At 59.0% G+C, this 12,458-nt stretch carries 9 protein-coding genes and 1 pseudogene; 3 read left to right on the forward strand and 7 right to left on the reverse strand.

Going from position 1 to position 12,458, the window contains the following annotated elements:
• The 3 genes from VGY55_07645 to VGY55_07655 all read right to left on the reverse strand — a co-directional run.
• On the reverse strand, positions 1–1,839 hold a 1,839-nt coding region (locus VGY55_07645), incomplete at its 3' end, for an efflux RND transporter permease subunit (protein HEV2969847.1).
• Between the two features lie 96 nt (positions 1,840–1,935).
• Positions 1,936–3,132 (reverse strand): efflux RND transporter periplasmic adaptor subunit, encoded by a 1,197-nt coding sequence (locus VGY55_07650; GenBank protein ID HEV2969848.1) that lies wholly within the window; start codon positions 3,130–3,132, stop codon positions 1,936–1,938.
• Positions 3,133–3,179: 47 nt separating this feature from the next.
• Positions 3,180–3,827, reverse strand: a complete 648-nt coding sequence (locus VGY55_07655) for a hypothetical protein (GenBank protein ID HEV2969849.1) — start codon at positions 3,825–3,827, stop codon at positions 3,180–3,182.
• A gap of 610 nt (positions 3,828–4,437) precedes the next feature.
• On the opposite strand from VGY55_07655, the gene malQ reads away from it, so the two are divergent.
• From malQ to VGY55_07670, 3 genes and pseudogenes are all read left to right on the forward strand, one after another.
• Entirely contained in the window at positions 4,438–5,916 is a 1,479-nt protein-coding gene (gene malQ / locus VGY55_07660) for a 4-alpha-glucanotransferase (protein ID HEV2969850.1), read from the forward strand.
• A 109-nt stretch (positions 5,917–6,025) separates the two neighbouring features.
• Positions 6,026–7,435 (forward strand): HEPN domain-containing protein, encoded by a 1,410-nt coding sequence (locus tag VGY55_07665; protein ID HEV2969851.1) that lies wholly within the window; start codon positions 6,026–6,028, stop codon positions 7,433–7,435.
• A 312-nt stretch (positions 7,436–7,747) separates the two neighbouring features.
• Positions 7,748–8,242 (forward strand): annotated as a pseudogene (locus tag VGY55_07670) (DUF4145 domain-containing protein).
• Between the two features lie 99 nt (positions 8,243–8,341).
• Here the strand turns inward: VGY55_07670 and glgX are convergent.
• From glgX to VGY55_07690, 4 genes are all read right to left on the reverse strand, one after another.
• Positions 8,342–10,426 (reverse strand): glycogen debranching protein GlgX, encoded by a 2,085-nt coding sequence (glgX, locus tag VGY55_07675; protein HEV2969852.1) that lies wholly within the window; start codon positions 10,424–10,426, stop codon positions 8,342–8,344.
• Positions 10,419–11,366, reverse strand: coding sequence for an L-lactate dehydrogenase (locus tag VGY55_07680; GenBank protein HEV2969853.1), 948 nt, complete (start codon positions 11,364–11,366; stop codon positions 10,419–10,421). The genes glgX and VGY55_07680 overlap by 8 nt, the downstream gene beginning before the upstream one ends.
• Before the next feature lie 9 nt (positions 11,367–11,375).
• On the reverse strand, positions 11,376–11,957 hold the full coding sequence (locus tag VGY55_07685; GenBank protein ID HEV2969854.1) for a hypothetical protein: 582 nt from the start codon (positions 11,955–11,957) through the stop codon (positions 11,376–11,378).
• Positions 11,958–12,174: 217 nt separating this feature from the next.
• Positions 12,175–12,458, reverse strand: a 284-nt coding sequence (locus VGY55_07690; GenBank protein ID HEV2969855.1) for a glycogen/starch/alpha-glucan phosphorylase, incomplete at its 5' end; no start/stop codon positions are given.

Below are 12,458 nucleotides of genomic sequence, written 5' to 3' on the forward strand. Positions count from 1 at the left end.
GCCGATGAGCGCGGCCAGCGCGCCGGCGATCGCGGAGCCGCCCCCGCCGCTTCCATGTCCGCCTTCGGCGCCGTGAGCGGCCGGCCCAAGGCCGCCCCCGAACAGCGGCGCAATCAGCGGAGTGAGCATGACATAGCCGACGATTGACAAGATCGCCGCGGTTCCCCAAATGGGCAGGGCCTGCTTTTCGCCATGTCCCTGACCGGCGGTCTTGGCATGGCCGTCGTTTTGGTCGTCGCTATGAGCGGCGCCCTGCGGCGCGGCGTGCGGGTCTCCATGTCCTGCGCCATGTCCCTTGAAAAGAATCGTGCACAGCGCGGGGCTGAGCGTCAGTGAATTGAACGCCGAGATGACCGTTGAAGCGGCGATCGTCAAGGCAAACTGCTTAAAGAACTCGCCGCTGATGCCGGCCATGAACGCCGTGGGAACGAACACGGCGCAAAGCACAAGCGCAATGGCGATCACCGGCCCGGCCACTTCGGTCATCGCGCGGCGGGAGGCGTCGCGCGAGTTCATGCCCATCGCAAGGTAGCGCTCGACGTTTTCCACCACCACAATTGCATCATCCACCACGATCCCGATCGCCAGCACCAGGCCAAACAGCGAGAGATTGTTGAGCGAAAAGCCGAGCATTCCCATCACGGCAAACGTGCCGATCAGCGACACCGGCACCGCGATCATCGGCACGATCGTCGCCCGCCAGTCCTGCAAGAACACCAACACCACGATGAACACCAGCGCGAAGGCTTCGAGCAGCGTCTTGAACACCTCGTGGATCGATTCGTCGACAAACACCGTCGTGTCGTAGTGGATCTGGTATTCAACCCCCTCGGGGAAGCGCTGGCTGAGCGTGCGCATCTTCTCGCGAATCGCCTCGGCCGTTTTGAGCGCATTCGAGCCGGGCAATTGGAAAACGGCCATCGTCACGGCGGGCTTGCCATCGAGGTAACTATTCACGTCGTAGTTCTTCGCGCCCAACTCGATCCCTTTTTCGAGTTCCTTTCCGTCGTTGCCGTAGGTCGTGTCGCGGATGACGTTGCGGAGGAAGACGTTCTGCCCCTGTTCGCCGCTCTTGACGACGATTTCGCCAAACTGTTTTTCATCGACCAACCGCCCTTGAGTGTTGATGGTAAGTTGATAGGCGAGCTTGGAGCCGGCGGGCACCGGCGGCTGCCCGAGCCGCCCTGCAGCCACTTGCGTGTTCTGCTCGCGAACAGCATTGATCACGTCGCCGGCAGTAAGATTCTTTGAGGCCAGCTTTTCCGGATCGAGCCAGATTCGCAGGCTGTAGTCGCGCGGGCCGAGGAAGGAAACGTCGCCCACGCCCTTCACCCGCGCCAATTCATCCTTGATCTCGCGCAGCGCGAAATTACTCAAGTAAAGCTGGTCATACCGCTGGTCCGGCGAGACGATGTTGACGCACATCAGGATCGCCGGCGACTTCTTCTTCGTTGTCACACCCAGCCGCTTCACCTCGTCGGGCAGCTTGGCCTCCGCGATCGCCACGCGGTTCTGCACGAGCACCTGAGCCATGTCGAGATCGGTGCCCACCTCGAAGGTCACGTCCAGCAGCATTTGCCCGTCGTTCGTCGAGCGGGACGACATATAGAGCATGTTCTCGACGCCGTTGACCTCTTGCTCGATTGGAATGGCCACGATGTCGGCGACGGTCTTCGCGTTGGCGCCGGGATAGGTCGCCGAGACCTGCACGACCGGGGGCGCCACCTCGGGGTATTGGGCCACCGGCAGCCCAACGACGGCCACGCCGCCAACGATCACGATGACGATCGAGAGCACCGTCGCGAAGATCGGGTGGTCGATGAAGAAATGGGATATCATGATGAACTCTCGAGGGTCGGCAATCCCATTGGGGCCTGAATTCTAGCCAGGTCGATTGCCGGCCGAAGAAGACACTCGACCATCACTCCTAGGACTCTATTGGGCCGCCGTTTGTGTCGGCGCCGGTTCGGCAATCGGCTCGACAGGGTAATTCAGGCGGGCGCGTTGCATGCCTTCCACAATGATTTGCGTGTCCTTGGCTAGCGGTGGATTTGGGGCGCTGACAACTTGCATCCCGTTATCCAACAGTCGTCCCAGCCGCACGTCACAACGCTTGACGATCCTCTTGGCATCGACCGTCAGAAGATATTTTCGATCCTGATCGGTGTTGACCGCCGACTCGGGCACCAAGATCGCATCGTACGGTGCGCCGACGGGAACACGAACGCGCACTCGGTAGCCGGGCGCAAACAGGCCATTGGGATTCTTCACTTCCGCCCGCACCTCGATCGTGCCGGTGGTCGAATCGATTTCGTTGTTGGCAAAATCGAGAGTCGCCTCGTGCGGATAGCCTTCATCCGTCTCGAGTCCGAAGCGGATTTTGATTTTGCGCTCGCGAAGGGGTCGCTTGTCGAGTTCGGTGCCGCTTTTCGCCCGGGCATCCTGCTCTGTCTTGAGAAATTTTTGTAGCGCCGGCTCGTCGACTGAGAAGTAAAGGGAAATCGGATCCACGGCCACGATCGTTGTCAGCACCGGATCGCTGCCGCCGGCGTTAACCAGGTTTCCCTCAGTCAGTTGAGCGCGGCCGATGCGTCCGGCGATGGGGGCCGTGACTTTCGCGTATTCCAAATCCAGCCGCAATCCGTTCACTTCTTCCATCTTCGCCGCAACTTGCGCCTCGGCGTAGCCCACGTCGGCGATCGCCTTGTCGAGCTGTTGCTGCGTGACGGCCCTAGTCTTCACCAACTCGGTGTACCGCTCAACGTCTCTCTGCAGGGCGATCCGCTGGGCGTCGATCGCCTTGGCCTGCGACAGCGCCTGATCGATCTGTGTCTGAAACGGACGCGGGTCCAATTCGAAGAGCAATTGCTCCTTGGTCACCATGTCGCCGTCGTGAAAAGCGACCTTCTTGATATGGCCGCGGACCCGGGCGCGAACCTCGACCTTCTCCGATGGCCGTAGCCAGCCGGTGTAGGAATCTTCGTCGGTGACCTGTGAAAACACGGGCGTCTGGACCGTCACCTTCGGCGGCTTGGACTCGGCAGACGGGGCGGCGGTTTTATTGCATCCGCCGGCTGATTCGACGGCAACCGCAAGGAAGATAAACAGCGCCGGTTGAACTTTGCGAGTCATAAAAACCTCCCGCGGAATCCGCAATGGGCGAACATTCCAAAACCAACTCATTTCCCGCCGGCCGAACGCTTGACGTATTCGTCGCGGGTCTGCTCGTCGATGAAATAGACCGTCTTTCCCTCCTTTTCGAGCTTCGCACCGGCCGCGTACTTGGGGAATTGAATCTTGGCGACGGGATCCTCAACCATGTGTCCCTTGAGGTAATACTGGTTCTCATGCAACGACAGGTACGTTCGCACGAAGCCCACAATGCGATCGTCAAGCCATTTTGCCAGTGCCTCGCGATCGACGGAGTCGAGCGGAAACGCGATCTCCGAGTGCGAATCGAATTTCATCATGATCGGCAGGATTTCGAGATCGGAGCTGAAAACCACTTGGCGCACGTCGGCATCCGCGAATGCGGTCAATCGCAAATCGACCCGAGCTAACTCGGTGTCGAACTTGAAGGCGGCGCTGCGCCGGCTGGGTGCGATTGTCGGCGTGACTTTGGCCCGGTCGCCGAATTTCGCCCGCAATGCTTCAAGTCGGGGCCGCCAGACGTCGACCAGCTCGCCGAGCAGTTTGTCGAACCTCTCGAGCCGCTGCTGCCGCTCGACATGCTCCTGAGTTTTTTCCGCTTGAAACGCCTTGAGCTTGTCGCGGTTGGTGTCAAATTCCGCATCGATCCGCTTGAGTAACTCGTTCACGTCGGCCATAGGACACCTCGATTCTGATTCTGAACGTTCGTTGATTCGAAGATCGGCAGCAAGAAGCGGCCCGGACAAAAAAACGATGGTTGGAATGAACTGCTGCTTGGAAGAGCGGCGATTTGCGTCTCGCCGAGCGGCCAATCTCACCCAGCCGAACTATGTTCGCACGCCACGCGTCGAATGACCGCTCAAGAAAAGTTGGGCCATAATCTATGACTTCAATCGTGAAGGTCTGTCGCGGCAAGTCCGAGACCTTTGCAACGGGCTCGACTGTCGCCTCCCTTGCAAATCCCCGCCTTCGAGTGAACCTAGCCGCGCCGTTGTGGGAAGTCAACCAATCGATCGAGTGAGCGAAGCAATCGCCAGACTTCGCGACCCACATAAACCGCGACGGGCTCGCCATTGACGATACTGGTCCCGCACTTGTGCGATCAATGATTCTCGCTTGAACATCTCAGCACCGCTCGATACCCACCTTGCCAGGAAAGCCGTATGATAAGCGAGTTCTTGTCCATCGGACATACCTGCTCGGGACTTCGCCGTCCGGCGATCGACTATGAACCCAGCGCGTCTAGAAATTGTTGCGCCCTTCCGACCGGGTTATCGCTCTGCCGGCGTGCTCCTGCATATCACTTCGCTCCCATCGTCGTATGGAATCGGAGACTTGGGACCCTCGGCATTTGCCTGGGTCGATCGACTCGCAGCGGCTGGCCAGGCTTGGTGGCAGGTGCTTCCCTTAGGACCGACAGGATTCGGTCATTCGCCCTATCAAGCGCTGTCGTCGTTTGCCGGGAATCCCGTGGTCATCAGTCCCGACCGGCTGATCGAGGATGGCCTGATTAAGTCGAACGAATGCACCGGCGGCTCGTTTCCATCCGACTACGTCGCTTTCGAACGAGTCATTCCCTTCAAGGAGAGCATACTGGCGTCCGCTTGGCGGAATTTCCAAGGCGGGGCCAGAGCGGATTTGAAGGACGAGTTCGAGCAATTCTGCGAGGACAAAGCCGCGCTGCAAAGCGAGCCGGCGTTGTTCATGGCTCTGCGAGAGAAATTTGAACAAGCACCTATTGCGAAATGGCCTCGCGAATTCGCGCGGCGCGAACCGGCGGCCATCACACAGGCGCGGCGGGAACTTGCCGACTCCATCGACCGGTTCCGCTTCGGCCAGTTCCTTCTGTTCCGGCAGTGGAAAACTCTCAAGGACTATGCGAATCGACGTGGCGTGCGACTGCTCGGGGACCTTCCAATTTTCGTCTCGCCGGATTCTTCGGACGCCTGGGCGAATCCCGAATTGTTTCTGTTAGACGACGAGTTGAGACCGAAAGTCGTGGCCGGCGTTCCTCCCGACTACTTCAGCGCCGATGGCCAGCTTTGGGGAAATCCGATCTACGACTGGGACGCACTGCGAAGAACCAACTATCGCTGGTGGATTGATCGACTGCAGGCGCGGCTGGAATTACTCGATGCGATTCGCATCGATCATTTTCGCGGTTTCGAGGCGGCGTGGCACGTTCCGGCAGGCTCCGCGACGGCCGCAACCGGCCAATGGGTATCGGGGCCGGGCACCGATTTCTTCGAGACAGCGCGGCAGGCGCTCGGCGGTCTGCCGCTGTTGGCCGAGGATCTGGGGCTCATTACACCCGCGGTCACGGCCTTGCGCGATCAATTTCAGTTGCCGGGAATGCGAGTGATTCAGTTTGCATTCAATGGCGATCCAAATAATCCGCATTTGCCGCATGACTGCGTTCATAATAGTGTGGTTTACACCGGCACGCACGACAACGACACGACACGCGGCTGGTACGACGCGGCGCCGGAACATGAGCGAGCGAATCTTTGGAAGTATCTAGGCCGCGATCCGGGCCAACCCGAAGAGGCAGTCTGTGAAATGATCCGGCTGGCATTGTCGTCGCCGGCCGCATTGGCCATCGTGCCGCTTCAGGATGTGCTCGGTTTGGGATCGTCAGCGCGGATGAACACTCCGGGGCGGGCGGAGGGCCAGTGGAGATGGCGCTGCTCCGATGGGGCGCTGGATGACCCCGGCTGGAAACGGCTCGGAGAATTGACGCAAGTGAGCCATCGCTCGCAGAGCTAATTCGCGGCCGTGGCGCCAAACAATCTGGCGAAGAGCTGGTCGAACCTATCTAGACTGGCAGTTGTCATAACAGATCACAACCACACTGCCACTCACGCTCTTTTAAGATATGAAAGAATCTTATCGACTCCCCGACAAATTCACCACGACTGGCAAGTTCTGGCTACCGGAAGCTCCTGAACACAGGGTCCCCGGAACGCTTGAATACACGACTGAGGACATCACACTGACCCTGCACGGAGCATTTCCCGTAACGCTACGGGACGGTGAGCGAATAGAATCAGTCCGTCTGTCGCACGTCTACGGCGCATTGAAGGAAGGCTACTCATGCACGTTGCTGGATGTTGGATATTCGGGGAGTGAGTTCAGTTTTTCCGAGACGCACACCACATCCTATTGGGCGACGTTTCTCGTCGTCGGGTCGCACACGTCCGGTCTGGACGATCTCCGCATTCACTCCCTGTCGATGCAATGCTCGCACTTGGCGACGTTCATGGGTGCGGACCCGTTTCAAGGCGTGCTGCCGCAGTGGGACGAAGGCTTTACGATCTCGCACAAGCATTCGCCTCCACAATCGTATAGGGTTGATCCGCTCGCAGCCTACATCAAATTCGGCGTTCGTTGCCACTTGTTTACGAAACACATGCAGATGGGGCTCGTCGCTGAAGCCATCGCTGAATTTGTGCCCGACACGCCTCACCCCGTTGATTGGTTCATGAACGCAATGTGGCGGTTGTGCGATTTGCTGACGTTATTGACCGACAGCCCTGTTCGCCCGCTTGCGATACAGTTTCGCCTCGACGAAGACAAGCTATACGATGGCTGGCTGGTCTATCATGCGGCAAAACCATTCTCCGAGGAAAAGCCACTCACGCTGGCGGAACTGCTCTTCGGCTTACGGTTCTTTGGCGAGCGCTTCGCCGCAGTTCTCGATAAGTGGTTCGGGATGAACAAGCCATTGCAGAGTTCCACCTACTTATTCAGGGATGCTCACCGTGATGAAGGCTCAACGGTCGGCGGCTTTTTGAAGGCGACTAAGTCGGTCGAAGCTTTCAGTATGGCGATGGGACAGGCGCATTACATGGAGCCCGCTGAATACGAACAAATCAAAGATTCTCTTGCGGCGTTGATCCCGAAGGACGCCGACAGCGACTTCCGAAAAAGCATGTTGAAGCGGCTGAAGTTTGGAAACGAGTTCTCGTTCCGCAAGCGGATCAAGACATTGGTTCGCTCGCTCTCGGAGGACGGCAGGGCTATCGTCTGCAAGCGGCTGGTGGATTTCGCCGATGGGGTGGTTGCTACTCGAAACTACCTCACGCATTACAGCGACGATCCCGACACGAAACCGCTCGAACCGAAGGACTGTTTTTGGGCTTGCCACAAACTCTTGATGTTGATGCGAATCCTGCTCCTCAAATACATCGGGGTTGATGAAGCCAACATCGTCGTTCGACTCAAAAACCACCCGTGGCTGTCGCAACAGATCGCTCTGTGGCCGAACTACAAGGAAAAGGCGTAAGGGAAGGCAACAGCGGGGCAGCTTGAACCGGTGCGTCCTCGGCTTTTAGAAAATCGACTGGTCCGCTCTAATGAGTGTATGACTATGAAAGACAAAACGGCTGGCAACACGCATCACTGCCCGTACTGCGGCATTCTGTTCTCGCTTAACGGGGTAAGCGCCGACTACTCGTTCCCGAAGTTCGGGCGATTTCATCCGTACGCTACATCGGACGCTACGGCTGAATTGCCGCCAGAGTGCAAGAAGCAGTATTCAATCACCTCGCATCGTTGCCCCGAATGCCATCAGCAAATCATGTGGTTGACCGAACTGATGAGCGACGACACAGAGGGCCCCGCTGCCTTGTTGTTCCCCAAGAATCCAGTCAAACTGGTTCCGCCTGAAGTGCCACCCCAATTTGCCGCCGATTTCCGAGAGGCGCACGACACATTGAGCGTTTCTCCAAAGGCAAGTGCCGCATTAAGCCGTCGCTGCCTGCAAATGCTGATTCGCGACCATGAGAAGATAACCGAAAAGACGCTATTCGCCGAAGTCGGCAAACTCATCAAGTTGAACTAGCTGCCGCCCGCTCTCGCAGACGAGCTTCATGCGATCAGGGAAATTGGCAATTTCGCAGCGCACCCAATCAAGGACACAAACACCGGAGAGATCGTCGATGTCGAACCCGGCGAAGCGCAGTGGACTTTTGACATCGTTGACAAGCTGTTGGACTTCTATTTTGTAGAAGCTGCTCGAACGAAAGCTCGCCGGGAAGCATTGAACCAAAAGCTCGTTGATGCTGGAAAGCAGCCGGTCATGAAGACTTAAGCTGCACAATTAGCCCTTTACTTGCACAAAAAGGCGGTCAAACTAACCGCTTCTTGTGCAAAGCCCCCAGAGGGACAGGGAGGAGAAAGCGGATAGTCCCTAAGCCATCGAGCCATTTCGTCGGGCGGTCAACATGACCACAGAGCGGGATTGGGCCCGGTAGACTTCGCCGGGAACGGCCGCCGCCGATTGCCAGGGGCAAATATCTTCCGGCGATTCTAGCGCCGTGTCGATCCACCGCCGCCATGGACCGCGCGTGCCGTCGAGCGGCGGCATCGCGAAGTCAAGCGGCTGCCAGTAGGCGTTCAGTATCAGATGAAACGACAGTCCCTCTCCGGCCAGCTCGCCGCCGAGGGCAAAACTGTGTGAGCCGTTGCCCCAATCGGGCTGATTGAGCGTCGTCCCATGCCAAGCCATCCTGGCTTGCCTGAGCAACTCGATCAAGCAGGTCCGCCGCCAGCCGTGCTCTTCGTCTCTTAGCAGTCGCCGCGCGTTGAGCAAGCCCACAAACCGATGCAAGTCGGCGTGCTTCGCCAGCAAACTCCAATCGAGCCAGTTCGATTCGTCGTCGAGGCAGTAAGCGTTGTTGTTGCCGCGCTGGGTGCGACGGAATTCGTCGCCCATCAGGATCATGGGCGTGCCCAGCGACATGAGCGTAACGACAAAAAAGTTCTTCACCTGGCGATTGCGAAGCCGTTCAATCGCCGGATCGTCGCTGGGGCCCTCGACGCCGCAGTTCCAACTGCGGTTGTCGTTCGAGCCGTCGCGGTTGTCTTCGCCGTTGGCCTCATTGTGCTTCAGGTTATAGGAGACGAGATCGTTGAGGGTGAAGCCGTCGTGACAGGTCACGAAATTGACGCTCTGCTCGGCCTCGCGCTTTTTGTGGCCATAGATCTCCACGCTGCCGACGATCCGATCGGCCACCCGGCGGACCGAGCCGGGCTCTCCGCGCCAAAAGTCGCGAACGTCGTCGCGAAAGCGGCCGTTCCACTCCTTCCAGGCGTCGCCAACAAAGCTGCCCACCTGATAGAGCCCCGCGGCATCCCAAGCCTCGGCCAGCAGCTTCGTTTCCGCCAGAATAGGGTCGGTTTCGATATCCCAGAGCACCGGCGGATTTGGCAGCGGTTGGCCCGACGAGTCGCGCGAGAGGATCGAGGCGAGATCGAAGCGAAAGCCATCGACGTGCATCTCCTGAACCCAATAGCGCAAGCTATCGACGATCAAGCGGCGGACAACGGGATGGTTTGCGTTCAGGGTGTTACCGCAACCGGTGTAGTTGGCATACCGCACGCCGCCGTCTTCCAGAATGTAATATGTCGGATTGTCGATGCCGCGGAAACTGAGCGTCGGCCCCTGTTCGTTCCCTTCGGCCGTGTGATTGAAGACCACATCGAGAATCACCTCAATGCCCGCGCGGTGAAGGGCCTTGACCATGTTCCGAAATTCGTTGACCGGGCCGAGTGGAGATTGGTCGGAGCTGTACGCCTGGTGCGGGGCGAAGAAGGCAATCGGCGCATAGCCCCAATAATTGGTCTTCCCTAGCGGGCAATCTTGGGCGTCGAAATGGAATACAGGGAGCAGCTCGACCGCCGTGATACCGAGCTGCTGTAAGTAGGGGATTTTCTCGATCAGACCGGTATAGGTCCCACGGGTTTTCTTGTCGACGCCCGAACTCGGATGCCGCGTGAACCCACGGACGTGCATCTCGTAAATGATTGTCTGGGACGATGATCGCTCGAGCGGCTTGTCTCCTTCCCAGTCGTAGCCGTGCGGATCGACGACCACGTTCTTCATCGCGGTCACTACGTTGTTACCCGGTTCGATCGCCGCCAGGCGATTGTAGTCATTTGGCACGACGACCGCCCGGCCATACGGGTCGAGCAGTACTTTGCTTTGATCGAAGCGCAGTCCGCGGGCTGGCTCAGCGGGTCCCGCGACGCGGTAGGCGTAAAGTTGCCCTGCCTTCAAATCCGGCACGAAGGCATGCCAATAGTGATAGCTCCGCGACTCGGGCACAATGGAGGCGACGCGGCGAGGCTTTGCATCGTCCTGGTGGTCGAACAAAAGCAATTCGACGCCGGTCGCATGGCGCGAGTAAATACTGAAGTTGACTCCGCCTTCGGCGACGGTGGCGCCCAGCGGATGGCTCCTTCCGGCCCTCGTCTCCCTGGCAGAATCATTCATGTTGAAGCAGCTCATCGAGGGCGCCCCGGATGACGAGCGCGCTTTGCCGCAGCAGGTCGGATTCCTGTTCGTTGAGAGGCAGTGAAAACGTTTCGAGGACTCCGTCGCCGCCGACCAGCCGCGGCAAGGCCACCGTGACATCCTGCACGCCCGCCACCTCCGCCGCCGGCGCACAGACGGTGAGGATCGAACGCTGGTCGTGTAACATCACGTCAACGATGCGCCCGAGCGCGCTGCCGATGCCGTAATAAGTGGCTGCCTTGCCGCAAATGATCGCTTCGGCCGCGCAGCGGACTTTCCGATCGATTTGCTCGATTGACGCCCCGGTGATCTCGATGCCGCGGAGCTGCGCAAACAACGCCAGTGGCATTCCGCCGACCGTGGCTAGCGACCAGGTCAGGACTTCCGAATCGCCGTGCTCGCCAATCACATAAGCGTGAACGTGTTGCGGATCTACGCCGCAATATTCGCCGAGCAGGCTGCGAAACCGGGCGGTGTCGAGCATCGTGCCCGAGCCGAAAACGCGGCCGGCCGGCAGCCCGCACTGCATCGCGAACCGGGCGGCAAGATGAGTCATGACATCAACGGGATTCGTCGCGACGACGAGCACCGCATTCGCGGCGCGCTTGACGACTGCCGGCACGACTTCTCGAAAAACCTTCGCGTTGCGCTCCAGCAGTTGGAGGCGGGTTTCGCCCGGCTTTTGGCCGACGCCGGCGCAAAGCACGACAACCCGGCAACCGGCCAGGTCTTCATACTGCCCGGCGTGGATCTCAAGCGGATTGGCAAACGGGACGGCGTGGCGAATGTCGTCCGCCTCCGCGATCGCTCGCGCCGAGTTCTTGTCGACAAGCACGATTTCGCGGCCCACGCCTTGCATTACCAAAGCGTAGGCGGCGGTCGCACCAATGAACCCGCTGCCGACGATTCCGATCTTCATCGCATATCCTCATAACTGCCGCATGACGAATTCGCAAAGCTCCACGATTGTACCCCAATCGGACGTCACAATGTCCTGGGCATGGGCCAAGTTGTTGCGCAGCCGTTCAATCTTCTTGACGGCATCTTCGGCAGTTCGCCGCGACGCGAACACCGTGAGGTTTCGCAGCTCTTCGTTACGAGCGACGATCTGGCCCTTGTCGGAGAATTGCAGGCAGTCGAAAAATCGCAGCGCCTGGTTTCGGCGGCGCCGCTCATCGAGAAGCGCTTCGGCCTTTTCCAGCCGGGCCGCCGAGACGTACAGTTTCCAGTCGTCTTGCGGAAGCTGTCGTTCGATCAGTTCGGTAAATCGCAGCTCAATCATCGTCACAAGCCCGAAGAGCCACATTCGGACGGGCGGCTTTTGCAAGTCGGCGTGCGTGATGATTCCGCCCACGTTGCCGAGCACCGTCACGAAGCCGAAACGGGCGTCATTCAATTTCAACAGCACATTCAACAGTAGCGCCGATTCGTCCAGGACGAGCGCCTCGTCAAACGCGCGACGACAATTTCCGCAGACGCCATTCAGCGATTCCCGCTCCGCATAGCCCACGGTCTGCCCATCGCTGCGGATTCCGACTACGTCAAAACCTTCGCTCGCATGAAGGCCCGAACTTCGTCGCAGGAAGCGCTCGAGTCAAACGACGCCAACGGCTCCGCGATGTCTCGCGCGGCAAACGTCTCGCTGAATACTCGCTTTACTGCGTCAGGAATCTTGGTCGCCGCCACGATCGCACCTGCGATTTCGCCGCATGAGTGCAGATGCCGAGTTATTCCACGGGGCAGGGTTCCGCATTCCAGATGCCGGCGGCGTATTCGGCGATCGTGCAGTCGCTCGAGAACTTACCCGATCCGGCCACGTTCAAAATCGCCATTGCCACCCAGTCGTCCGGGCGGCGGTAGAGCGAAACGAGCCGTTCGTCGGCCTCGAGATAGGACTTCAAGTCCGCCAGATGCATGTAGTGATCGCTCTTGAGCAACATATCGCTCAACAGCGCGAAGGCACCCGGCTCGTTGCGGCTGAAGTAATCGGAGGAGATGAGATCCAAGGCCG

The organism is Pirellulales bacterium (assembly GCA_035939775.1).
Classification (GTDB): Bacteria; Planctomycetota; Planctomycetia; order Pirellulales; family DATAWG01; genus DASZFO01.

Bases quoted from the DNA above. Each gene is read 5' to 3' on its own strand.
- VGY55_07655 (HEV2969849.1), bottom strand. From the start codon at position 3,827: ATGGCCGACGTGAACGAGTTACTCAAGCGGATCGATGCGGAATTTGAC.
- VGY55_07665 (HEV2969851.1), top strand. From the start codon at position 6,026: ATGAAAGAATCTTATCGACTCCCCGACAAATTCACCACGACTGGCAAG.
- VGY55_07650 (HEV2969848.1), bottom strand. From the start codon at position 3,132: ATGACTCGCAAAGTTCAACCGGCGCTGTTTATCTTCCTTGCGGTTGCC.
- glgX (HEV2969852.1), bottom strand. From the start codon at position 10,426: ATGAATGATTCTGCCAGGGAGACGAGGGCCGGAAGGAGCCATCCGCTG.
- VGY55_07680 (HEV2969853.1), bottom strand. From the start codon at position 11,366: ATGAAGATCGGAATCGTCGGCAGCGGGTTCATTGGTGCGACCGCCGCC.